Consider the following 24,192-nt stretch of genomic DNA (forward strand, 5'->3'; position numbering starts at 1 on the left):
CCCATGACATCCCCTATCACGACAGAGCGAATACTGCTGGTACTTGTTACCACAGTATTTGTTCTGATGCTGTTGTTGTTCGGCTTTCTGTTCTGGTTTGCCTTGCCCGTTTTCATTAATACTGAGACACAGGTTTTATCGCTGAACTGGATGCCTGAGCAAGGGCAATATGGCATTTTATCTATGATCATTGGTTCCGGGCTGATCGGTTTTATCGCTCTGACAGTGGCATTTCCTATTGCCGTTGGCATCGCGGGCTTTTGCCTGTTGAATCGCTATCAAAAAATAGCGGTTTGGATCCGGCGAGTGATCCGGCTGATGGCTGGGATCCCGACGGTAGTTTATGGTATTGCCGCTGTTTTTTTACTTGTGCCGCTACTACGTGAAACCTTTCGAAGTGGCTCAGGCTTTTGCCTGCTCGCCGCTGCAATGATGGTCGTACTGTTGATTTTGCCCGTTATGGTAATGATGTTAGACACTCACTGCCGACCGCAAGCAAACCAGATCAGCCTAGCATCTGCGTCCATGGGGTTTACCGATACACAGACAGTTTTATACTTAGTCCTACCTAACGCAACCAAAGCGATGGCCTCTGCTGCGTTACTGGGTTTTAGTCGCGCTATTGGTGATACCCTTCTCCCACTAATGTTGACCGGTAATGCCCCTCAGCTGACCGACAGCGTATTTGACTCAATTCGCACCTTAACAGCCCATATTGGCTTGGTTCTCGCAACTGAAAACGGCAGCGCAGCATATAACTCTCTGTTTGCTGCCGGCCTGTTGTTACTTGCGATAAGTGTTACTGTTACTTTGCTAATCAGAAAAATGGAACACGCACAATGTAATGCACTCAAAGGTGACTCAGAATGAAGGCTCGATTATTTCACCTCTGGTGCCTGGGCTGCGCGATCGGGCTCTTGGTATGCCTGACCTTTTTCATCGGTTTTATAATAAACCGTGGCGGGCCCGCTCTCAGTCTTTCACTATTTTTCGGCGATACCGACCCCATCAAAGGATTACTTGGGCTCGAGCCCATTTGGGACGGAATATGGCCGGCCTGCGCCGGTACGATTACGGTTGTGGTCAGTGCCTTGTCTTTAGCCCTTTTACCTGGGCTGGCAACAGGGATATGGCTGGCAACCAGCGCGGACTCACGGTTCAAAACCATCCTTGCGCTAGGCATTGATATCCTTGCAGGTATCCCTTCAATTTTAATGGGGCTGTTCGGATTTACCTTAATCCTATTTCTGCGCAACTGGTTACTCCCATCAGCCAATACGTGCTTACTTTTATCGGCGTTAAGCCTCGCAATGTTAATCATTCCCTATTTAGCCGTCGCAACCCGAACTGCCTTGCAAGCCTTGCCCCCTTCGCTTGAGATAACGGCGCTATCACTCGGTATGACGCACTGGCAAACTTTGCGTACGGTACAGCTACCACAAGCAGCCAAAGGAATAATCGGGGGTATTATGTTGGCGATGGGAAGAGCAGCCGAAGATACCGCAGTTATTATGCTGACGGGCGCAGTTGCCAACGCAGGAATGCCCAGCGGTGTATTTGAACGCTATGAAGCACTGCCATTTACTATTTTCTATTACAGTGCTCAGTACCAAAGTGATTCAGAGCTCAAAATGGCCTTTGGTGCTGCGCTAACCCTTCTGAGCCTCACTGCCGCTATTTTTTCTGCGGCCGGATTATTGCCACGAACACGACAGTCATGGAGAACCTAGTATGACATTCAAACGGCCGCCAGAATTTGCCGGTAAGGTTTCCAATCTCACGATCTCTTTTGGCTCCCAAAAGGTTGTCTCAGATGTAAGTGTGGACTTTTATAAAAATCAAATCCACGTGTTTACCGGCCTATCCGGCTCAGGAAAAACAACTTTTCTACGAGCACTCAACCGCCTCAATGATTGTTTCGAAAACTGCCAAACACACGGAAAAATAGAACTGTTACTTGACGGTACAATGCAGTCTGTTCACGCAATTAAAACCCAACAACTACCAGAACTACGCCGAAAGGTAGGCATGGTATTCCAGCACCCACAATTGTTACCCGGCACGATAAAAGAGAACTTACTCCTACCTCTTAAAGTTGTTCGTGGCCTGAAAGGTCAGGACGCACAACAAAAGCTTTATACCGCCTTCAATCAGGCCGCACTCTGGGATGAAGTCAAAGACCGCCTTAACATGCCGGCTCACTCTCTTTCTGGCGGACAACAGCAGCGCCTTTGTCTGGCCCGCACACTGGCACTTGAACCTGAAATTTTACTGCTTGATGAACCTACGGCCTCATTGGATCCTGAAACAACCGCTCAAATTGAAGAACTTATTATCCAACTCGCTACACGGTATACCATAGTGATGGTTTCCCATTCAGATCAGCAAACAAAAAAGCTAGCTGATCACATCAGCTGTTTTGAACATGGAAGGATTGTTTGATCAATTTAAACGCTCCCGGTAGAGGGAATACTTGTAGTGCTTGTCTTCAGTCATTATTCATTTCCGAGTTCTAATCAATATCATTTGCAAATACCATCGGATATTTAACTAGACCATTTGACCCTCTAAGTGCACTTAACTGTTCAACCACAGTACCTGATGAAAAATGAAGTTGTGGGTTACACATAATACTCTGAAGCATTCGATCACCGTTTAAGCCCACAAAACCTTGAGCATAAGGCAACAGCACATATGTTGAACCTGATGTCTGTGGCCATACGAAACAGCCATCATCTCTTTTAATCATTTCGTCCAGATTATCAGCTCCCGATGACATACGTCATCGATCTTGAAGACCATTATTTCCGCGCCACGATACAAAAAGCCGATATGATACCTCCCCCTTTTGAGTGAGCCGTAATATAATCCAGGCATCAGGCTTATGAACCCTCGATTCAGGGTCTGGTGTAATGACGTTCATAGCTACCTACCTCATCTAAGCTCTCAACAGGATTGGTAACCAATCCATCCTCGCTAATCCTCAATTTCAGCAAAGAAATCTCTATACCAGGAGGCGCCATTTCAAAAGAATTTATTGTCCGTTGGAGAATAACTGTTCCGTAAGCATTGTGACGCTGATACGCAGCTCGGCTGAGGTGGTACGTAGAACCGCTCAACTGCTCTGAGACAAACAAGCCGATTGTTGCATCACATATCAGATTAAAATCTTCAGTGCCAGATAAAAGGCGCCACAAATCGCCATCGAGATACCCGACACTCCACGTACCCAACACTTTATAGGTATGAGCACCATTGTTGTTAATATGGAAGATCGTCCATCCATCTGGTGTGTACACACGCCCGTCAGGTTTAATCATAATACGCCCCGCACCAATGCTTTATAAGTAATAGAATGAGCACTCAGTTGGTACTCTTTTTATATCTCCACTTTCTTTAAGCCTTCCAGACATTTCACCTGCTCTAACAGCTGTTTCCAAAAATCATAAATTTCTTCTCGAACATCGTCATCATCAACAAATGAATACGAAATCTGGACTCGAGAAGGCTGAAACCCACCACAACAGGTCTGGTGTACACACAATTGAAATGAAAATTGAAGATCAAATAAATCAGATTGCTTGGGTAATGAGTACATAAACCTTCGAGTCTCGCCCTGTCGGGAAAAGGCTATTGTCAGAGCTAACAATCGAAAATCATACCAATTCGTAATGAGCGTACTTTGGCTGACGTAAAGACCGTATTCGTGCATCACAAGTGTTAGCTCAAAACCGTCAGGTACTGTGAGCGAATGCTCAAGGTTCAAAACTTGTGGTACATCCATCTCAACTACCTCCAGTTGCAATTTCTTAAATCACCGCTCTATACTGTATAAAAAAACAGTATAGAGTAAATTCAGAGGTTGCATCGAAATGGCCAGATACCACAAACACAAAATCAAGTTAACTCCACGATATATTGAAGCGATTCACGAACTGTTAGAAGCCGAACTCGAGATGATGCAAGAGCAGGATAAAGGCTATAGGGAGTGCTGGGCTTGGGGTATCTGCACCGTAGGCAATTTTTCAAAGCCAAACAATCTTTATCTTACATTTGGTGATGAGGACTCCAGGCCAAAGGGAATGAGCCGAAATACCTGTGTCCGGGAAGACTGCTAGCAACACTCGTCAACTATAGCTCTAGTCCGGCTCCACACTTGTTCATAAAATTAATATGTTAGCCATAATTAAGCGAGGCTCTCACATTCACATATCGTTCTAAACCGAATTAAAACACCAAACGGCACAATTTTGATTAGCAGGCGTCGACACGACTATGTCACTCATATTGATGCAAACGGCAAAACCAATATGGTAGATGGAGGGACTGACTATCTACGACGAAACGTTAATACAGAACCATTTGAAGAGCAATCCATCTACGCTGACGCACCTCACAATGAAGTCCGGCAAGGGTTCTATTGGCGAACCAGAGGCAAGGATGGTAATCAACCGGTCGAGTTCAAAGCTTTAAAAGAGCTCGATACTGATCACATTGAAGCCATTATTCAAACACAATCCCACTTACCTAGTTGGAGAATTGAAATTTTCAAAGCTGAATTGGCATTTCGTAAGCAAAGCAGTTAAACATGGTAACTAAATTAATAGCTTGAGGTGTCTCAATTGCCTGATATTACTAATCGAGACCATTTAACATCAGAACTTGAGGCGATCGACATTCGTCTACGGCAACTTGATACTGAAAAGCAGAAGCTATTAGCTCGTAAACAAGAGTTGTTAAAACAGCAAAACCTGCTATCAGGCCCGCCTTCAATGACTCCAGAACAAAAAATCGCAATTTTCGCAGACCTGTTTAAAGGAAGATCTGATATCTATGCAACAAGATGGGAAAACGGAACAGGTCGTAATGGCTACTCATTAGCGTGTGATAACGAATGGAAGAACGGAGTCTGTGCAAAACCCAAAGTGAAGTGTGGAGAATGTCCAAATTAGGTCTGAATTAGTACATATAAGACTATTCAAAACTTGATCAGCTAAAGAGCAGCCAAACGCTAACTCCCATCATTAAAGTACCCGAGACCCTATTCATCAAACGTACATTTTTGGTTTGCTTTAGCAGACGTTTCACCCCTTTTCCACCAGTGGCATACATAGTCATGCTAACAAACTCTGATATCATTATGATCCCAACCAAAACAAATAGTTGAGGAAACACTGGCTTGTCACCTTCTATAAATGGAGGTAGCAATGAGACCATGAAAGCCCAGCCTTTGGGATTCGCTATTGCTGTAACAAATCCCTGCATTGTCAGTTCCCAGTTGCCGCCGACTTTGGTTTCTGTCTGATCTTGATTCAAAGCTAACTTACCTCGTGATAGCCACAACTGCACCCCAAGATAAAACAAATAACCAGCTCCAAGGATTTTTAAAGCGATAAACAACCAAGGGGAATTTAACATCAGCGCCGAGATGCCCAGTACGGCCGCAATAGCTACTATCGCGACACCTATAACTTCACCCAACATCATCCATAATGTACGTCTATAACCGATACTCATACCTAAACTGAGCGCTAAGGTCATACACATACCAGGAGTAACCGAGACAAAAAAGAAAGTAGGTACAAAAACACTAAGTAATGCCAGATTTATCATCTTAATATCCTAATAAAAATCATGTTTATACATTTATTTTTTGGGCTATGGTGTTAGGTAGATTACGGGGCGTACTCAACGCTATTAATAGCAGTAGGAGTGAAATCTACGCTCTATTTTTTCTCGAGCATAATTTGATAGCGGCAAAACATCCCTTTAACTGTTAACGCAATGAAGATGGCTGCATTGGGGGATATGTATGGCAAAAGAAATGTTTACCAATACCGAGTGTTGATCTTGAAAAATTGTCATACTTACCTCTTGTTCTCACTTTTAGCCTAAGAGGTGAAGTAACAAAAAAAACCGCCTCTTAGGCGGGTTTGTAAAAATAGCAGCGCTAACTATCCCACCACTTCAAAAGAAATGATGATAATAATTCGGTGAAAGTTAGGCTTTTTATTCATGTGTTAAAAGCTACCTTTTTTTTTCATTATGTCAATCTGTTTTCGTATCAAAGATATAGCATCAAACCACGATTCAGTACTGGCTTGCACAATAATGTAGATAATAGCTTTTGGTTTAAATTTCGATTTTGAAAGAAACTGGAAGTAAATGAGCAGGCCTTTTAGCCATAACCCACCGCAGAAGTCATCGAAAGCCAGTAACGGAATATATCGGTTGAAAGCCAAGCTACCTCACAAAGGGGCATATTCACGTTAGCTGAAAGCGCGCTGACACCTTTGGATATAATCACCCAAGAGTAAGTAACCCCCTCATTAAACTAAAAAGCATTAGATGGATGGTGTAGCACATACAAGTGCCACACCAACTAGTGGGGCTGAAGCTGTTTTAAGTGACTCTTACTGTTTTGAGTCTTTTTCCAGTAACTTAAGCATTTCCTCCCCGTGCTGCTCAATCTGAGGTATATCCCAATCTGCGGCGCTGTTTAACAGCTTAATCATTTCATAAAGCTTTAAGCTATCAATATTCTTATTGGCAATAGCCGCCTTGAAGTGATCCCGTTTTGCCGCAGGCTGTACATTGCTTAGCTTGGAGTTTTTACTGTGGCTAATTAAGCAAAGGTTTCCAAATAGGTGTAGGTGTTGTGACTCAAGCTGTTGGTGGCCATCAAGCGGGTGTTGCGGATAGAAATGCTCCACCGAACTCCTAAATGAAAACTCAAACTGCTTAACTACGTCCTCAGTATTATTGCTACTCATTCCCTCACACCACAGCAGGTAATCTAAGTAGTTGAAAACAAGATTATTCTCAATTTTACCGTACTGCAGAAGCTGTAAAACTTCTGGCTTATCAATTGCAAGAGGTGCGAATGTAGCCCCTTTGTAAATAAGGTCGTAATACTCTGCACCGTCTGGGCTTAAGAAACGCCCAAACACAAATTGTCGTGCCAAGTGCTCAAGTTTCTTCAGGTAAGCGTGAGGACGAATCTCTTCCATATTGTACAAGCAGTACAGTGCGCCATTTAACCAATGTTTATAAACAAGGGTTGGTGTTGATACGTGCAATGCCCCCAGTAGCATCAAGATACGGCGGTTATCCCCTTCAAAGCCATCTTCGCGCTCTTTATCAAACGTATTGATGTAGCTCTGGCTTTTTGAGTTGTAGTAATGCAGCCGCTTTAAGCTCCACTTATCTTCGCCTTGCGTAAATTCACGCTTAATAATGAACTGGTCAAACAGGTACTTACATTTTAGTAAAGCAAAAACAAACGCCTGTACTGCTGCAATCGCTTGATCGGCTTTGATGATATGTTTTTCGAACTGCTCAAGCAGTCGTTTATCATCTAAAGGAACATCCTGCTGTATTGAAATCCTTAAAACATGCAGCAAAAAGTTTGAAAAGTTGATGACACTATTAAATCGCTCTGGGGTTAACGTGGTCTCTTCAACAACTGCTGATTGCGGTGGATTTTCTAGGATATCTTGTAGTGAACGAGGTGTTGCACTGCTTGATGCCTCCCCTTCCTTAGCCTCAATTTGAATAGTTTCTACGAGTTCAGCAAAATTCGATGGCGTAAACTGCCCCCAATCATCCTTACCAAAGATTTGGTGTCGTTCATCTGGCGTAAAACCATATTGAACATAGCGCTCCATATTCGCTGTTGCATCCCATACCTTAGTTAACAGTTGGATGCTCTGCTCGCGGGTGGTTTTATCTTCAATGTCATTTAAGACCGACATCAACCTTGCTTTTACCACTTCGTGCTTTTCAAGCTGCTCTCCGCGATTGTTCATCACCTCAAAATAGTGGTTTAAATCGGTATCCTGAGGGACTGAAACCCGCACAATCTGAACATGCTCAAATAAGTAATCGCAAAAATCACTGAGCCTGTCCCCTAAAGCAGTCAGCCCTTTCTCAATCAGTTCATACCCTTTGATGACATCAAGGTTATAATCCTCGGATTTAAGTTGTTTGATCTCTATCCCCTGCACCAAACTTTTAAAGGTGTTTGTCGATTTTTTTCGACTCTCAAAGTCCAGGTTGGGCTCTTGATACCAAGCCATATCGATAGTGTGGTTATCTTTTAAAGCCATGCGTCTCAGGCAGATAGCAAGCAGAGTCAATGTTGTAAAACGTTGCTGCCCATCAATAACCTCAAAACTACCATCTTTGCGCTCATAAACCACGAGGTTACCAATGTAGTAAGTTTGCTTTGAAGTTATGTTGTGGTTTTTCTGCTGATAATCCAATACATCTTGTATGAGCTGATTTATCTCCGCTTCGCCCCAAGCATAATTACGTTGATACATAGGCACCAAGTAACAGCTTGCATCAACCAGAAGGTTTTTTACCGTAAAACTCGGTATGACTTTATTCATAAAACTTCATCTCCTGAAACAACGTCGTTATCTCAGCTAACTTGGTGCCTTTACAGTCTGCCGCTTTAATCGTTTCTAGTGACCAGTTGAGTACATCGCTGGGTTGTACCGCTTGCTTTATTCGTTCAAAGACATTGTGGCCTAACACATGGTTATCCATCGTCGCCAGCTGTACCACCTGCATTTTTAAACGGCAGCTGTACGCCCATACAAACAGCTTCTCAATCGCTTGAGATAGATTATGCGCACCAAATTTATCGAGGTAGAAGATCACTGCGCAATCAAACATGGTACGGATATAACCATCACCCGTGCGGGTACGGGAGGGATAACTGTTTAACACGCGTAGAATATTGCAGGCAGCATCATCAAGTTCATGGTTCAAAATCCGAATAGGCTTAGGATTATTCTCATCGTATTCGGCATTCACAATCCCTTCAATCTTCTGCTGGTAGTAGGTGGTCATTTCAAAGAAACGTCGACCATTAATCACCATCTGATCAAGATGAAAGGGAAAGGTCATGTGCTGATGATCAATATGGCGATGATATTGACCGTTATAGTCATCCACAAAATGATGTGAAATCCTCAATGGCTCGACATATGGGTACAGGCCGACTTTTTCGAGGTTTACCCCTTTGAACAGCCCGACCTGCGCTTTGCTAAAATGTTGAGCAGATTTTCCTTGTGCCCAGTTTCGGATACGAAACAGATAATTGGCAAACAACCCCGCAAGCTTTTTGCTTTCAAGGCTTTCCCAGTGGCTTACAGATTGTGCTTTAAGGTGATTCTCTGACTGAGGAAATTCGCGCAGATGAAAGGCTTTCAGTAAATCATGAGGGTCTAAATCACGCCCACGGGCATTTTGCGAATCAAAAAACTGAAACGCCTCCGAAACATCATCAAGAACAAAAGTCACTACTTCACAGCGTTTAAGCAAAAATTCAATATCGGCTTCGGTAAAGTCACTGCGTGATACCGCACGTTTGGCCGCCATATAGTTTTGATGCAAATTACGGTAGGAAATATCACTACTAAAATGCTGACACTTCAAGAACTCAGTAACGGAACCCTCGAGATCGATTAGGTCTTGTTTGACATCTTGTCGTTTTAGCTTGTCCAGACGCTCTTCAATGAGCGCTTTTACCAAGAGTACCAGTGTTAGAGTACGTTGCTGGCCATCGACAATATCAAGTTGCTCTACCTCGTTATCGCTATGGCGATGAAATACCACCGCCCCTAACCGATATGCCGATTTATCCCGGTATACCCGCAAGTCACTTAACAAATCGGTAAGATTGGTTTGAGTCCATTTATAAGGGCGCTGGTATGCAGGGATTGTCAGGTTAGGTAATGCAAGCAGTGCTTTTACTGAGGTGATTTGCTTATCAAGTTTGTCCATTACTGCCTTTTAGCCTGTTTATTTTTTAAAACGGTAAACTTGTACGAACTTTAAACAGCTCTTACACCATGTTTTATTTGATTAGACGGTTTTGCGCTGGCCAAGATGTGAAACAAAACGACTTGGTTGATGCAAAACAACGCCTTCGATTACTAGGGCATCACATCACATCACATCGTACTAATTTTAAAGACATTATGTCATAACAGTTACGTATCACCCAAACACGTTTTAGGGCAGTTCCATTTTAACGCAATTACTAATTTAGCAAAGCTTGAATTATTAAAAGTATGGCAAAGCTACTGAACTTGATGTCCAATATTGACTGGTACAAATCATTTGGTGACAGTATCGCTCTAGTAAATATTTGCTTAACTGACAGCGTACTACCAACATTTCAAAATGTATCAATGAAAAATCACATCCAGTAAAGCAACTCTATTCTCCCAAATATATTTCTCTTGTTTATCAACTGGCTCTTCCGAATTAAACCAATTTGACGAATAAATGAACTTCAAAAAATTTATGTAACCATCCACTTCATCAAACTTATTCATAGGCTGTCCAACAGCCTTAGACAAGTTCCGCTTTAAAGCCTTTGATGACATAGTTGAATATAAGTCAGGCCGAGAAATACAAAGTAAACGCCCCCAACAACTCATCTTAAAACCTAGGTCAAACAAAGAACTAAGCTCATTTCTAAGGGTTACCCAGTCGGCATCACTATTCATCCTAAGAAATGCGCAATTATTTACAGCCGTTAAAATAATATCGTGTTGCGCTTTTGTTCCACTTTTGAGTAAACCTGCAAAATTACCGCTTGCTGTGGTGTTTCCCAAGTGGGCAAATGGCTTTCTTCCGCCAATTAGCTTTCTAGTTTCAACCTCATCCAGATAGTTTTTGCCCCAAGGGAGAGACAATGAATGCTTAGCAGAATCCAATACGTGCCGGTAGCCTTCATCCAAGTCGGGACATTCAGCAAGTATTGTTGCTATTCTTTGATAATATTCACTCCAGCTAGCATCACTTAACCATTCTGAGACGCCTTCAGGGTTATCTTTGTCTTGAGGTGATTGCAATCCCGTTTGACGCTGCTTGCTTAGAGTTTCTAAGTAGCTTTTTCGATATTGTTCTAACCAATCAAAATCAGGATAGAAAGCATTCCTATCATTATGCCATTCTTCTAGCTGTTTTAGTATTTTCTGAAATTGGACATCTTGATCAATATTATGAGTTTCACATGATACACACGCTTCAGTATTACGAGTAAAACCGCTATGGGTTAAATTGCTACTACCAATAATAAGACACGCTTTATGCCCTCTGCGAAATAAAAAAACCTTAGGGTGAAAAGTACTATTAGGGTTATTCCCCATAACTTTAACAGTCGCCTTCAAGTCTAATAATTCCTTCAGCCCATCAGGGTGAGTTTGATTAAAAGCGATACCAACCGTTGCATTGATAGTTTGTAGCTCCCCTAACCCATCAAATGGGACTCCGTATTCAGGGTTACCTATCCATGCGACTGCAAAATCAAGCGTTGAATATTCACTGCAGCACCTTTTGAACTCAGCTGCAATCTCTTTGGTGATAACTAAAACTTGCATTGTTACTCCTGAAAAATCGAAGTTATTTAACCTATTTGGTAAGGCCATACGTTTGGTGACAGTCTGTGATGAGAAAGTGTATATCGCTATAAGGCCACCTCTTGTTTCTAATACAATTAACTAAGATGGAATAGGGCGGAATCAATATAGGGCAATCTGTCAGTTCTATTCACATTGAGAAACGAAACTGACAGATTGAATTCAGACTAATTAAAATGAGAATATATTGGATTTTTCAGCATCTCATAAAGCGAACATACGGAAGTTCGTTCAAAACTAATATGTAGTGATTTGAGTTAAGCTGCTTCATTTAATCTTAAGCTTTCATAATAATCTTCGGCTAATGCCGTCATCTTGAATTCTGCCTCTACGCCTGCAATCTTCTCAACAGCTTGTTTAATTTCATCTAAATCAACACTAAAGAACTCTTTACGAAGGTTTACAGCATTGACACGGTGAGCATGGAACTCGCGGTGTAGTGCCGTTTCTAGGGAAGGAGCATCGTCAGTATAAATCATAGCGTGAACGTCAAACGGGAATGGTACGCTGGCATCACCAAGCTCTTTCACCCTGTCCATTGGCTCTAGTCTGCGAGTTAAGCCTATCTTATAAACATCTTCACCAAAGGAGCCAATATTGCTGATCACGTACACATGACCTTTACGCGTTTGTTCTGCCATGCTCTTAGCTCGTTCTTCTTTGGCTTCCGCTTCAGCAAGCTGCTGCTCAAGAATCGCAATTCTTTGCTCCATGTCACTGCGCTCTTGTTCAGTGGCTTTTGCAAGCTCTTGCTGTGCTTTATCAAGAAGATTTCGATACATCTTTTCTTCTTTCTCAGCATCAGCAATCGCTTTTTGAAACTCTTTAATCGCTCGTTGTTCTTCACGGATCTGCTCTTTGATAAGTTTCTGCTCCGCAATTTCTTCTTGTTTCTTTAGCGTGAATTGATACTGAAGTTTACATTCTTCAAACTTAAGTTCGATGTAATCAAGGTCAAAGCCGCATTCAAGAGTCGCTGCTGATTTCTCTAGATTGTTCGCTAGCTTTTCAATCCTCTCTAGCGTTCGACCAAACGAGCTTGGAGAAACCTTGCCGATAAGCATGTCACATTCAATATTAAATGCGGTGAGCATTAACTTAACTTGACCATTCAGGATCTTCTTATTGAAAGACTTATCATTAGAGATGACTGTTGTTTCTGGGAATATGATAGCAGTCTTGTCTTTAATCATATCTTTCTGCTGTTGTCTGATATCTTTTATCTCTTCAGCATAGCGGCTAGATGTTTCATAAAGGTATTGCGGAATTTCAAAATGACCATGAGCAGTGTATTCATCGAGTCGTGAATACAAGTCTATATCGCCCATTAGCTCATTAAGGTCGAGTTCGCCTTTTTCAATCTTGGCATTAAGTTCACTTAAAGTGTTCTGGATAGTCTCAAAATGAGCTTGCTGCTCTTGAATACTAAGCTTAAGGGAATCATCTTGCCCTTTTAAAGCCTGTAGTTCGGCAGTTTCTGTGTTGATTGCCTCAAGCTCTTTTCTCGCACTCTCTGTAGATTGCTTAACCGACTCGTTGGTTTGCTCTAATGATTCAAGCTCTTTTTGGGTTTTAGTTAATGCTTCATCGAGTGATTTGTATTGACCTGCTTTTTTATCCGCTGCTCGTTTTGTCAATACATAGGTCAATAAAATAGCGACTAGAGATAACCCTGCCAGCATCAGTATATTATTATCCATTGATTATTTTAAAACCTCTTGTATAAATTGCTTCCTAAGTGCAGCTCGTTCCTCACAGCGATCCTGATACTCTTCGGTTGCACTAGCCATGGCATCCTTAAATGCTTGCTTTGCTGCTGATTTTTGTGCTCGAATCTTCCTTTGAAGTTCTCTCTGAGCTTCACGCACAGTTTTTTCATGCTCCCTAAGAGCTTGAGCTTCTGCACGTTGCCGAGCTTTCTCTCTACGTTGAGCTTCACGAGCGGCTTGCTTGTTGGCTTTATCTATCGCCTTTACAACCTTTATAGCCGTCCTTAAGCCGCTTCCTCGTCTTGCCAATGCGTCCTCCTGTAAAAGCTGACATTTAGCTGACGATGGTAACATAGTGAAACTGGCACGATTGTTATTCATATCAAACCAGTGGAATAAATAAGGTTCTGTTTGGAACTGAATATCTATCGGAGGGCTTCAAGTGCTTTGCGTCATGCGTTCGTGATACATAGAAAACAAAAAAACTCCATACTATCAATCGGTAGCACCTAGTTAGGCCATACATATGTTGGATACATTCGGCGTGACTACAATGAAGCGAGAAACGAGAAACGAGAAACGAGAAACGAGAAACGAGAAACGAGAAACGAGAGATAATGGTGTCAAATTCGAAAACTTCAACTGCTGTGTCACTTACAAGATTTTATTGATAGTTTTAACTAAAACGAAAGGGCAAAAGTAACTTAGCGCTTATTAATAGGTTACTGGACGAATTGGTTAAGCCCTATTGTCACAAATGTCAGATCGAGTTTGAGTGAATAAACATTAACTTTCCTTCATCAATTGGCTTTAAACAAAAATGTGACGCCCGCTTAAGGAGCAGACAACGCAAACCTCTAATCTCAAACATAACAGCCGTAACCACAAATGCTAATTTGAACTGAAAATGCCATGCGTTAACTGTCTCTATTGAAGTATTTGCATAATCAATACAAATACACCCGGTAAAGGTAATACTTGTAGGGCTTTTCTACAGTCATTATTCACTTCCGAGTTCTAATGCACATCATTTGCAAATACCATCGGATATTGAACTAAACCGTTTTGATGTAAGGTTCAGACCTTTTGCGGGAAAACCTAATAATGCGGCGGGCACTTTAGATGCCTTCTAACGAATGAGGAACCGCAACCGCGTAGTGTCATCAGGGTCATGGCAACAAAGCCAGTAAATAGACCGAATGTAGAGCGGCAGTCCCAAACCTTGCATTACCTGACGCTGTTGTTGACAACCGGGGAAGTCCATGTAGCCCTGTTAAGGGGGAGCAACGCAATGTGATGTTTCCGCACACCACCTTAACCACCAAAATCAACGCATGCTGAAAATGCCACGCGTTGCGAATCCCTCTTGAACAGTTTGCTAGGTTTAATTTTCGAACTCAACGCCTTTTATTTGCCGGAAAAATTTTTGAAATTAGTGCGTTAAAATTGATGCCAATACCCATAACATTTGGCTTTATATCAAATACTTCATTCACAGAATTCAAGGTGTTTTTTGAGCCAAAATACAACTCTAACTCTGTATTTAGTGATGAAACAGCAACAGCCAAAGAGTTTTTTACACTTACCTCATACAGCGTGGCATACAAATCTACACGATATTTTCCACTATCGAACTTCAGACCATAACGAGCAACCTTCATCTCGATACCCTTAATTAGTATCTCGTATCGACGTATGTAACGCTCTTCACTAAAGGTCTTACCGATATAAGTTTGAAGCTTGAAAAAGTCATCCTGTGACAGCCTCGTTTCTTGAGTACTCATAATACGTTCAAACTCTTTTAAAAAAAGTTTGGACTTATCCGATATGACTTTTGATAGCAGGTTGCCTGCATTCTTTAAATCGGGGATACAAATCCGACCACCATCATACTTAACTTCTGCATGCAAATTCGATATTACATTCTTTAGTTCAGCCTCACACTCTCTGTCTAAGAGAGTAAACTTTTTGAGGATTAAACTACAAAGGTCAGACACTTGAGCTCCTTAAACCTAACGCCCTGCTAAGGGGTGAGCAACGCAATACCGATGTTGCCGCGCATCACATTAATCACTAAATTCAACGCATAGTAAAAATGCCACGCGTTGCGAATCCCTCTTGAGCAGTTTGTTAAATACCCATTTTGAAGGTGTACATACCGTTTTTTTCTTCGTAAAGTGCTTCCATCATTAACTTTCGCTCATCCATGCTAATCAGGTTTTTCGAAAGAAACTCATCAACACAACCGCCTAACGGCAAACTGATTCTTCCTTTTATGTAGTGCGAATATCCATTTTTTCTCTCAAACTCAAGTGAGTTTTCTAAATTCAGTACTTCTTCTGTATCCAAATTAAATCCTAAGTCTTTAATGAAAAAGTAAAACTTAACACCAAAATTAAATATACATGGGTAAATATCTACAAAATCACGATAGAACACCATTGTTTTGTCAAGTGACTCATTCGCTGTCTTATTTGAAGCTTCTTTTATTAACTTAAAGCGCTCAACCGGAATTAAACAAACGATATTGGTTTCACCCGAGATTGGAACATCTGATATTACTGGTAATGACTTCGTTTCATTCAACAGTTCAGCCTGATGGATGAAAAAGTTTCGGATTGCCTTTATCGACAAAAATTCCTCACTGTCAAAAAAATCACCCATCCCAGCTTTTCTTAGCTTATCATTTGCACTGTATGCAGAAGCTAGCAACTCTCTTAAATCATCACTATCAGGAGATTTACAAAAGCGATAGTAGTATTTAAAAAAACGCTTAGCCTCTGCTATACAATCATCTTTACTTACTTTGAACTTCATTTTTATCTCTAAACTTGATGCGCATTTAACAGCACATTAAGCAGCATGCTCGATAACACGCCCGCCATCTTGATTGCATTTTAGCTACTTCAGTAAGACTATCAAGCACTTAAGCCCTACATTAATATCTATGTGCGGTTTTACGTTCGGTAAAAGCGAGTATACGCGTATAACGAGACCTCATATACGCTCATTAAAAATGATAAAGTTAATATTTTCAATTAGATATATGCTTATGCACTGTGGAAAGCATGCAATTCTTGTCTCGTTAATACCGCAAGGATAGGTGAAAATCAGAGTGATTTAGTTATAACTGTATACCCACACAGTTGTCTTGGTTTGTGCGTTAATAACCTGTTGAACTTCACTTGAATGAAGCTGATAAGAAATTCTAAGGCAAATTCAGAAGAACAGCCTGTGAATGAATCAAAGCACTAACAACGAAAGGGGCAAAAAAGACTTAGAACGTTAGTTAAGTAACAAAAAACTAACTGTTAAGCACAGGGTGAATTCAAGTGAAAGCCCCAACAATCGGGGCTTTCACCCTGATTAGATCAGAAAATCATATGGAAGTAATCCAAGTTGGCGAGAGATTTTATATTCACTCGATGTTCCAAAAACTTACCTTTTTGGGAGTGACTCCCTACCTGACAGTGATTTTGAAAAATTGCCTTGTAATGGGGTTAAAGTTGAAGTGGTTCCTCATGCTGGACATTCAATGGCATGGGAAAACCCCGAAGGGCTAGCATCTGCTATAGCTAGCGCTATAGATTCTCTGCAAGTGTTATGAGTACTAATACTAACTTATGGGAAGTTTTGCTCATGGCTTCTATGTAACATGTCATGAGCAAAAATATAGCATTCCGAAATCTTAGTTCGTTTCTCTTCAATATGGCCCTGCCTTAATCAGCTAAGCGTTCAGCCAATACCTCCTTGACAACGAACATACCGTTTAATGCCACGGGAAAACCTGCATAAACTGACATCTGAAGAACCACCTCTTTTATTTCCTCTTCGGTACAGCCAACATTAAGAGCGGCGTGAAGATGAACTTTTAGCTGTGGCTGGCAATTTCCCAAAGCGGTTAATGCGGCAACCGTTGCGATTTCTCTGGATTTCAAATCTAATCCATTTCGACTGTAGATATCACCAAATGGATATTCAATCGTGTATTTTGCCAGATCTGGGCAAACGTCTTTAAGACTATCAACTACCTTATGTCCAGCTTCCCCATCAATCTTACTCAGTTGCTCGAAACCAATTTCGTATCTTATATTGCTCATTTCCTAGCCCTCTGTATGGTTTAATAGCAGCAGGCTACTAGTTAGAGCTAACTCTAAGTCAAGAAGAAATTTTTTCTTCGTAGAAAGCAATTTTGCCATCAAGAGCTTTAAGGTGCGCTAGTTGAAATTCGATGTCGGATTTCAATTTAGTACGGTGCTGCTCCAGAAGTTGTTTCCTTTGTTGCAAAGTACCATCACCTACCTCTCGTAAATCGGCATATTGCTTAATTCCCTCTAGCTCCATTCCTGTATCTTTTAGGCGAACAATAAACCTGACCCATTCAATATCACTCTGTGTATAGAACCTATGACCACTGGCGTCACGTTTAATATTTCTGAGTAGCCCGACTTTTTCGTAATAGCGGAGTGTATACGCCGACACTCCGACTAATTCAGAAAACCTTTTTATATTCATTGTCTATAACCTAGCAAGACTTGACTCACTTTCATTCTACAGACAAAAGAATCCAGCGTTTATCTATTTTGAACTGATATGCACTTTAAGACCTAACGTGAAACGTTGCGTCATGAAAGGTTCTGGGACGAAATCATCAAGGGGCAAGCAAGCCCTTGAAGAAGTGGTATATCATTATTGAAGCACTTTCTTGGTTATCGTCTGTGCCAGAGGTGAAATAAAGAAAGAGATTACTCCTGCTGCTGGCCACGCCAATAAAAAAGCATGCCCCCATAAATTTAAAAACTCTGATGTACTCCCTAAATTTATGTACGTAACCCATAAAGTCATTAGTGACGATAAAAAGAAAGACATGATTACGGTAAACAAAATACGATGTTTCATATGCTAGCCTCTTAAGTTGCTTGACTGTTTACAAAAAACTATAGTGATAAGCATAAATGATTTCTATGGTTCAAAATGAGCCTTTAAAACCCAAATATGGTTCTTTAGTATGCATGACAATATCTCACTGTTTGTCGCGGTTATAGAAGCGGGAAGTTTCAAATCAGCAAGTAAACAACTTAATATCCCATCATCTACAATAGGCAGACGAATCAGAAACCTAGAAGATGAATTTAGTTGTAAGCTATTGAGCAGAAATAGCCACACTTTTGAAATGACCAGAGAAGGCAGAAAGCTATACGAGAACGCCCGTTTTCATGTTAACTCTCTCGACTCCATAGCAAATGAGCTGAGAGACGATGTTTCTGGTGATAAAGGTCATATCAAACTGTTAGCACCCACCAATTTGGTTGCAAGCTGTATACATGAACCCCTATCTAACTATCTGAAAGAAAATCCTAAAATTGAATTAGAGCTGGAATTAAGTAATGCGCTTACCAGTTTTTATTCGTCAAATGCTGATATGGCTATTCGTGTTGGAAAGCAGGAAGATTCCAATTTAACACAACTTAAAATTGGAACCATCAAAACGGTACTTGTGGCAAGTCCTGTCTATCTACAATCTGTAGATAAACTTGAAGAGCCAAAAGATCTTGAAAAGGTGAAAGTTATTGTTGTTGAACCTTTAACTACATGGGAGCTTTATCACAACTCCCACCTATCAGAGAATATCTGTTACAAACCTGTTTCTCGTCGTGTGTTGATCAATGATCTTAATGTTGCTAAGCAGTTTGCTGTTAATGGCCTCGGCATAACATTAATTCCTCTAACAGAAGTAAAAGATGAGCTTGAATCAGGCAAATTGATCAGAGTTCTACCTAATTGGCATGGCAAAAATCGTGATGTTTATGCCATCTGGTACAGGCGCCAACTTCTTAGTACAAGGGCTTCAAGACTCATAGATTACTTGAAGAACAATACCATCTTTTAAAGCATATCAAACTTAGCAAATATTCATCGATAAACAATATGTCATATCGTCCAAGTTAGTAAGGAATAAATTTGCAAATTTGAACTTCACGTAGCCCAAAATGAAAGGAATTGGGAGAAATCAAGCATATGTAATATCTCAAAATTCCTGACACTTACCTTGAATTAACGACAGCACGCTGACACAATGTAAGCCTGTTGTCATTATTGATGATGTACGTTATGAAAGATGTTGTTTACTTAGCTATATATGATGGTATCTCTGACTGGGAGTATGGGTATGTTTTAGCTCATATAAACTCACCAGAATTTCAAATAACCCCTGAGAGATTTGAGGTAAAGACTGTAGGCCGAACCAAGGAATCAATCAAAACGAAAGGCGGATTAACCGTAATACCAGATTTGACACTTCAGGAACTGAGCACCTCTGAAGGTAAAATGCTTATTCTTTGTGGCTCAGATAATGCTGCGACAGGAGGTATCGATGATTTTGTAGAAGCTGCTAAGTGCTTTATTGATAATCGTATCTGCGTAGCTGCTATATGCGGTGCTACCGCTGCACTGGCTCGGAGAGGTCTCCTTGATAAGGTGCTGCATACGAGTAACGCGAAAGAGTTTCTGAAAATGACGGGGTATGTAGGAAGCCAGAACTATGTTCAAAAGCCAGTTGTTTCGACAGACTATCTCATTACAGCAAGTGGTATTGAACCTATTGCTTTTGCAGCAGAAATATTTAAGAAGCTAGAGATCTATTCTAAAGATACGCTAAATTCTTGGGTAAAATTGTTTGAGCAGCGGGATATAACTGGATTTTACGATCTAATGGAGAAAGCCTCCAAATGAGTGACCCAAAGCAAGATCTTAGTACCTTAGCGCTGACGGTTTTTTCTTTAAATGGTCAGTTTTTGTCAATAGCCGAGAATATTGCTTCTCAGGCCGGTCTCACCGCAACTCGCTGGCAAGTGTTGGGCGCTCTTGTGAATAACCCTCTCACACAAGCTGAAGTCGCACGTCAAATGGGGATCACACGTCAAAGTGTTCAGAGAACCAGCAAACAGCTTATCGAAGAAGGTATGTTAGAAACATTAGCAAACCCATCTCATCAAAAGGCTATGCTACTTCGGCTAACACCTAAAGGTCATAATGCTCTGTCAAAAATCAGACCATTTCATACAGCATATGCGGAGCAACTAATTGATACGGTTGGGAAAGAAAAAGTAGCTGAAATGGTCAAAGCCATAACTGAACTATCAACCGCAATGAAAAGCCTTTAATCGGTATGAGCTATAGTCAACGGTCGGCTCAAGAATAACTATGCAATAGTTAGGCTGGCGAGTTTTGTTGCGCATCGCTCATTATTGGGAGTTTTCAATCACCGATACTGAGCCGCCAATCATGAGAAAATGTACTGTGATTTCAGTGGCACGATTTGCCACTGAGTAATCACACTAATGCGGAATGGGGCAAAATCGTGCCAAGAAGCACGGCCGACCACACTCCCACTAGATATAGTTGTTGTCCAATCGGTATCCGACATCCTCTACATACCTGGCCAATGTAGCCACATTAAGACCATACAAACAAAGCCTGCCTCTCAGCCTTGTCGCGTGAAGTAGTTCAAACTTCAAGGCTCTCATTTTCTGGTTGTTTGAAGCGGAAAATTGGACAACTCATTTCACCCCAAGTCTCCATTACTCAAAAAATCACTTTATAAACAACCAGATAAACCAAAAACCAGAATCCCATTTAGCCGGACAAAATCCCAAATGAGACTGGAACTGACATACTAATGCTGATTTCATTCTTTGAACTCCATTTTATAGGGCTAACGCCGAGCATAAGGTGCGCTACGATAAACCTACCAAGCGCACCAAACTCCATACCAAAACCGCCGAGTGTAAAGCGTCACCTTGATGCCTTTGTTATGTGCGTGTTATAAGCCACTGTTTACAATCTAAAACCTACATTTTCACTATTCCTTTGGTGAGATTGCAAGTGTAGTCACATGATAGACTAAATCTCACTAGTATCAGACACCGAATTAACCAAAAATTATGGCAACAAAAGAAAGCATATTCCCTGTGGGTTCGATGGCTTATGAAGCTGATATGAAAGCAAGAGCTAACCCAAGGTCACAATCAAATGAACAGTCCTACCCCTTTCCACCCAGAACATCCGCATATTGGGCCGCTCCAACTCCAGGTGGCTTCGGCAACTCATATGATGAAGCCTTAGCAAACTACAATAAACAACAAGCAGCATTAACAAATAATGCACCAAAAACGGAAACCTCCCAACCGCCTATGTCACACACTGTTGTTGCAGGGGATTCCCTATCACAAATAGCAAAGACTCATGGATTAACTTTTTCTGAAATAGTTCAGTTAAACCCAAAGTATGAAAGCCGCGAGCACCTAATCAATGTTGGTGATGTCATTGTTGTCGCACCTGAGCAAACTTCAGTGCAAAAACAAGTTGAAAACACTAGTGACGATGAAATGGATAAAAAATGGTTAAACGTACCAAAGGGACAATTAACCTTTAGCTCAGAAGGTAATGATATTGATACGAGTCCATACTTTACACGCATTCCGCATATTCCACACAATAATGGCGTTGTCATTGGTGAGTCTGGTATCACGTTTGGGCGTGGCTTAGACATTGGAAAGCGGACATCTAGCGACATAACACAATTGTTTGCAAATGTTGCGAAGCACTGCAACCCAATTTCTGACAACTTACTCAAATGGCTTCAGGATGGTGCAGGAAAAACCAAACATACAGCTTACGAACATTACAAGCAATTAAACACTATGGTTGCTAATGATGAGCTAGTACTTACACGCAAACAGCAACATTTTTTATTTTTGGAAATTTACCCTTGGTACGAACAAGAAACTGAAAGACTTGTTACTAAAGCAGATGTCCGCGCTGCTTACGACAAGGAACATGTCATAATATGGGAAAAACTCCCTGTAAATATTAAGGATGTGTTGGTTGACTTAACTTACCGAGGAGACAACACTGGCAGCGACGATCCTAAAGGCAGTACCCGCGCTTGGTTCATACCTGCCTTAGTTTACGATATTAAAAATGGTTTAATCGGCACAAGCTCATCTTTTTATAACGTCATGATCAACGATCATTGGCGAGAAAGGGGTGTTGATTCAAACAGGTTCAAAAAACGTTGGGAATATTTACTATGAAGCGACTCATTTGTGCAATAGCACTAATCTCATCATCAGCAATGGCAAATGTAAACACGGATTATCGCTTTTATGCAACTGACTATTCTCTTGATACTCAAAAGGAGAGATTTGCAGCATACATGATAAAAAGCGATCCATGTATTACTGTTAAAATGTTCAAATCAAACGAAACAATGAGATATTGCAAACTAGGTGACTCAGGTCTCGATCTAGAAAGGGATACACCAACCGTATATGCAGGATGGGTAAATGTGGACAGCAGTGGTGTTAGATTTATCGCAGCAGCACCATGGAATGAACAAAAGTGTCATATTAACGTCCATAACAAAACCATTAATTGCTCTCCAACTGGTCACAATTAATCTTAAACACAGCCTCCATTGTTTGGAGGCTATTTGCCTGAGCACATAACGCCTGCAATAAGGTGTGCCCCACCGAACCAGCAAAGCACACTGAACTCCATACCAAAACTGCCGAGTAAAAAGCATCACCTTGATTGCCTTGTTAGGCAATTACGTCCAGTGTTGTAAGCCTAAAGATATTGGCTTTGCAAATTCAAACGATTTTGTTACACCATCTCCAACAAAGCCAAGTCGGTCACGGAAAAACTGCATATCATTAGAATTTGACCATTTGTAACTAATAGAACCATATAGACTAGAGTTCAGGAGGGTAACATCTGACGTATTAATTACTAAACGGGTCTTAGAAAATGGATGAGAATCATCAAAACTATATAATGGAAGTCTTGCTGCTGCTATTATTGCTTTATTTAATGACTCACAACCTACTTGTTTGTGCTCTTTTAGTTCAATGTTACATACGGTTGATAAGAACACGCTTAAACTTCTTGATGTATTAAGAATAAAGCAAATAATTTCCCAAACTAAAGAGGTTATCGAAAATATCTTATTATCTTTCCCATGGAATATTTTATTTGGTCCAACAGTTCCATTGTGAACACCTTCAATAAAATATCCATGCAGACACAGTAACTTACGATTATGACTGATATCCACTGAATACATTCTAATTCTTGATTGCTGATGCTTAATCGAATTAATACTAGCTGAAATAAAAGACTTTAATTCTTTAACTTCTTCATTCAATTTTTTGGCCGGTTTTGACTTTTTGTATTTTTTAGTATCTTCGAAGAAGCCGCTTGCTATTAGCCCAATATCATCAACATGCTCAGCAGCAGAATATAACGCTAGTTCTATATAATCGAGCACCTCATCTTTAAGATCATCACCTACACTTAACCCATCAATATTGTTTGATAGTTTGAAGTATTCCTCAAGTTTTGTACAACATTTTACAAGTTTATTTAGCACTCTAGATAAGGACGTATTATAGATCCCTAAAGGTGGGCGAACATCTCTATTTATATGATATCCGACATCTGCATCTAGCGAGGTTAATACAACAAGCGCGTCTAAAGGTGTTACCGAATTATCTGAGATACAGGGCAAGATTACGAAGCCCCTTGCCCCGTAAGGACTTGTGACAGGTAAACATTATTTCTACCTGCTCGTTTTTGTTTACGTTTTATACCCGCTTTAAATGTCTTATCTGCATTCAGCAAATTTAACGCTATATGACGGATAGCAGCAAAGTTCTCACCCGCTTCATCACGACGTATACGACACTCATCCTCACTCATTCCAACATCGAGTTTCCAGTGAAGCTGCACCTCAATTGACCAATGCGCTCGTGTCGACTCTAGCAACTCTTTCGCCGTTAACTTTGCGGAGCTAATGTAGTAGCGAATCGACATTGATTCAGCAGCTTCATCGCCTTCTTGACGGATGGAAGCAACAATGCCCATTGTCGTTAGTTCAGACCAATCAAACTCGATATCACCAAGTTGCGTATTCCGGCCCATGCTGAACACTCATTCCGGTTCAATGTGAACACCTATTCTGGTTTAACGTGAACACCCAT

General features: G+C 41.0%; 25 protein-coding genes and 1 pseudogene. 10 read left to right on the top strand and 16 right to left on the bottom strand.

Annotated elements, in window-relative coordinates; genetic code table 11:
• Nucleotides 1–3: 3 nt before the first annotated feature.
• The 3 genes from Q0852_RS21350 to Q0852_RS21360 are packed head-to-tail and all read left to right on the top strand — an operon-like array spanning nucleotide 4 to nucleotide 2,442.
• A complete protein-coding gene (locus Q0852_RS21350) occupies nucleotides 4–870 on the top strand; it encodes a PstC family ABC transporter permease (protein ID WP_299021927.1) in 867 nt (288 codons plus the stop codon).
• Nucleotides 867–1,730: a PstA family ABC transporter permease gene (locus tag Q0852_RS21355; RefSeq protein ID WP_299021929.1), complete on the top strand. Its 864-nt coding sequence runs from the start codon at nucleotides 867–869 to the stop codon at nucleotides 1,728–1,730. The genes Q0852_RS21350 and Q0852_RS21355 overlap by 4 nt, the downstream gene beginning before the upstream one ends.
• A gap of 1 nt (nucleotide 1,731) precedes the next feature.
• Complete coding sequence (locus tag Q0852_RS21360) at nucleotides 1,732–2,442, top strand: phosphate ABC transporter ATP-binding protein (RefSeq protein ID WP_299021931.1); 711 nt, start codon at nucleotides 1,732–1,734, stop codon at nucleotides 2,440–2,442.
• Nucleotides 2,443–2,512: 70 nt separating this feature from the next.
• Here the strand turns inward: Q0852_RS21360 and Q0852_RS21365 are convergent, their stop codons facing one another.
• The 3 genes from Q0852_RS21365 to Q0852_RS21375 form a co-directional block, all read right to left on the bottom strand.
• Nucleotides 2,513–2,779: a hypothetical protein gene (locus tag Q0852_RS21365; RefSeq protein ID WP_299021933.1), complete on the bottom strand. Its 267-nt coding sequence runs from the start codon at nucleotides 2,777–2,779 to the stop codon at nucleotides 2,513–2,515.
• A gap of 118 nt (nucleotides 2,780–2,897) precedes the next feature.
• A complete protein-coding gene (locus tag Q0852_RS21370; protein ID WP_299021935.1) occupies nucleotides 2,898–3,320 on the bottom strand; it encodes a hypothetical protein in 423 nt (140 codons plus the stop codon).
• A 59-nt stretch (nucleotides 3,321–3,379) separates the two neighbouring features.
• Nucleotides 3,380–3,784: a hypothetical protein gene (locus tag Q0852_RS21375; protein ID WP_299021937.1), complete on the bottom strand. Its 405-nt coding sequence runs from the start codon at nucleotides 3,782–3,784 to the stop codon at nucleotides 3,380–3,382.
• A 466-nt stretch (nucleotides 3,785–4,250) separates the two neighbouring features.
• Here Q0852_RS21375 and Q0852_RS21380 point away from each other — a divergent pair, with 466 nt between their 5' ends.
• Together Q0852_RS21380 and Q0852_RS21385 are read left to right on the top strand one after the other, a co-directional pair.
• On the top strand, nucleotides 4,251–4,586 hold the full coding sequence (locus tag Q0852_RS21380; protein WP_299021939.1) for a hypothetical protein: 336 nt from the start codon (nucleotides 4,251–4,253) through the stop codon (nucleotides 4,584–4,586).
• Nucleotides 4,587–4,622: 36 nt separating this feature from the next.
• Nucleotides 4,623–4,952, top strand: a complete 330-nt coding sequence (locus Q0852_RS21385) for a hypothetical protein (RefSeq protein ID WP_299021940.1) — start codon at nucleotides 4,623–4,625, stop codon at nucleotides 4,950–4,952.
• 37 nt (nucleotides 4,953–4,989) lie between these two features.
• On the opposite strand, the gene Q0852_RS21390 is transcribed toward Q0852_RS21385, so the two are convergent.
• From Q0852_RS21390 to Q0852_RS21445, 11 genes are all read right to left on the bottom strand, one after another.
• A complete protein-coding gene (locus Q0852_RS21390) occupies nucleotides 4,990–5,610 on the bottom strand; it encodes a LysE family translocator (RefSeq protein WP_299021972.1) in 621 nt (206 codons plus the stop codon).
• 803 nt (nucleotides 5,611–6,413) lie between these two features.
• Nucleotides 6,414–8,393, bottom strand: a complete 1,980-nt coding sequence (locus Q0852_RS21395) for a DUF262 domain-containing protein (protein ID WP_299021942.1) — start codon at nucleotides 8,391–8,393, stop codon at nucleotides 6,414–6,416.
• Nucleotides 8,386–9,795, bottom strand: a complete 1,410-nt coding sequence (locus Q0852_RS21400; protein WP_299021943.1) for a DUF262 domain-containing protein — start codon at nucleotides 9,793–9,795, stop codon at nucleotides 8,386–8,388. Before Q0852_RS21400 ends, Q0852_RS21395 begins: the two co-directional genes overlap by 8 nt.
• A gap of 407 nt (nucleotides 9,796–10,202) precedes the next feature.
• A complete protein-coding gene (locus Q0852_RS21405) occupies nucleotides 10,203–11,402 on the bottom strand; it encodes a phospholipase D family protein (protein WP_299021946.1) in 1,200 nt (399 codons plus the stop codon).
• A 296-nt stretch (nucleotides 11,403–11,698) separates the two neighbouring features.
• Nucleotides 11,699–13,141 (bottom strand): DUF4041 domain-containing protein, encoded by a 1,443-nt coding sequence (locus Q0852_RS21410; protein WP_299021948.1) that lies wholly within the window; start codon nucleotides 13,139–13,141, stop codon nucleotides 11,699–11,701.
• 3 nt (nucleotides 13,142–13,144) lie between these two features.
• Complete coding sequence (locus tag Q0852_RS21415; protein ID WP_299021951.1) at nucleotides 13,145–13,531, bottom strand: hypothetical protein; 387 nt, start codon at nucleotides 13,529–13,531, stop codon at nucleotides 13,145–13,147.
• 1,016 nt (nucleotides 13,532–14,547) lie between these two features.
• A complete protein-coding gene (locus Q0852_RS21420) occupies nucleotides 14,548–15,147 on the bottom strand; it encodes a hypothetical protein (RefSeq protein ID WP_299021952.1) in 600 nt (199 codons plus the stop codon).
• A gap of 133 nt (nucleotides 15,148–15,280) precedes the next feature.
• Nucleotides 15,281–15,967 (bottom strand): hypothetical protein, encoded by a 687-nt coding sequence (locus Q0852_RS21430; protein WP_299021953.1) that lies wholly within the window; start codon nucleotides 15,965–15,967, stop codon nucleotides 15,281–15,283.
• A 902-nt stretch (nucleotides 15,968–16,869) separates the two neighbouring features.
• Nucleotides 16,870–17,250: a carboxymuconolactone decarboxylase family protein gene (locus Q0852_RS21435; protein ID WP_299021956.1), complete on the bottom strand. Its 381-nt coding sequence runs from the start codon at nucleotides 17,248–17,250 to the stop codon at nucleotides 16,870–16,872.
• 58 nt (nucleotides 17,251–17,308) lie between these two features.
• The gene (locus Q0852_RS21440; RefSeq protein WP_299021957.1) at nucleotides 17,309–17,665 is read right to left on the bottom strand and encodes a MerR family transcriptional regulator; all 357 of its coding nucleotides are present in this window, start codon (nucleotides 17,663–17,665) and stop codon (nucleotides 17,309–17,311) included.
• 174 nt (nucleotides 17,666–17,839) lie between these two features.
• A complete protein-coding gene (locus Q0852_RS21445) occupies nucleotides 17,840–18,049 on the bottom strand; it encodes a DUF2798 domain-containing protein (RefSeq protein ID WP_084419057.1) in 210 nt (69 codons plus the stop codon).
• A 109-nt stretch (nucleotides 18,050–18,158) separates the two neighbouring features.
• Here Q0852_RS21445 and Q0852_RS21450 point away from each other — a divergent pair, with 109 nt between their 5' ends.
• From Q0852_RS21450 to Q0852_RS21470, 5 genes are all read left to right on the top strand, one after another.
• Complete coding sequence (locus Q0852_RS21450; RefSeq protein WP_064603691.1) at nucleotides 18,159–19,040, top strand: LysR family transcriptional regulator; 882 nt, start codon at nucleotides 18,159–18,161, stop codon at nucleotides 19,038–19,040.
• A 221-nt stretch (nucleotides 19,041–19,261) separates the two neighbouring features.
• Nucleotides 19,262–19,882, top strand: coding sequence for a DJ-1/PfpI family protein (locus tag Q0852_RS21455; protein ID WP_299021964.1), 621 nt, complete (start codon nucleotides 19,262–19,264; stop codon nucleotides 19,880–19,882).
• Nucleotides 19,879–20,313, top strand: coding sequence for a MarR family winged helix-turn-helix transcriptional regulator (locus tag Q0852_RS21460; RefSeq protein ID WP_064603685.1), 435 nt, complete (start codon nucleotides 19,879–19,881; stop codon nucleotides 20,311–20,313). Before Q0852_RS21455 ends, Q0852_RS21460 begins: the two co-directional genes overlap by 4 nt.
• Before the next feature lie 780 nt (nucleotides 20,314–21,093).
• A complete protein-coding gene (locus Q0852_RS21465) occupies nucleotides 21,094–22,245 on the top strand; it encodes a LysM peptidoglycan-binding domain-containing protein (protein ID WP_299021967.1) in 1,152 nt (383 codons plus the stop codon).
• Nucleotides 22,242–22,610, top strand: coding sequence for a hypothetical protein (locus tag Q0852_RS21470; RefSeq protein WP_299021968.1), 369 nt, complete (start codon nucleotides 22,242–22,244; stop codon nucleotides 22,608–22,610). The genes Q0852_RS21465 and Q0852_RS21470 overlap by 4 nt, the downstream gene beginning before the upstream one ends.
• 150 nt (nucleotides 22,611–22,760) lie before the next feature.
• Here the strand turns inward: Q0852_RS21470 and Q0852_RS21475 are convergent, their stop codons facing one another.
• Together Q0852_RS21475 and Q0852_RS21480 are read right to left on the bottom strand one after the other, a co-directional pair.
• On the bottom strand, nucleotides 22,761–23,720 hold the full coding sequence (locus Q0852_RS21475) for a hypothetical protein (RefSeq protein WP_299021970.1): 960 nt from the start codon (nucleotides 23,718–23,720) through the stop codon (nucleotides 22,761–22,763).
• A gap of 2 nt (nucleotides 23,721–23,722) precedes the next feature.
• Nucleotides 23,723–24,121 (bottom strand): annotated as a pseudogene (locus Q0852_RS21480) (ISAs1 family transposase); the annotation flags it as partial.
• Between the last annotated feature and the right edge of the window lie 71 nt (nucleotides 24,122–24,192).

The organism is uncultured Photobacterium sp. (assembly GCF_947502415.1).
In the GTDB taxonomy this organism is placed as follows: Bacteria; Pseudomonadota; Gammaproteobacteria; order Enterobacterales; family Vibrionaceae; genus Photobacterium.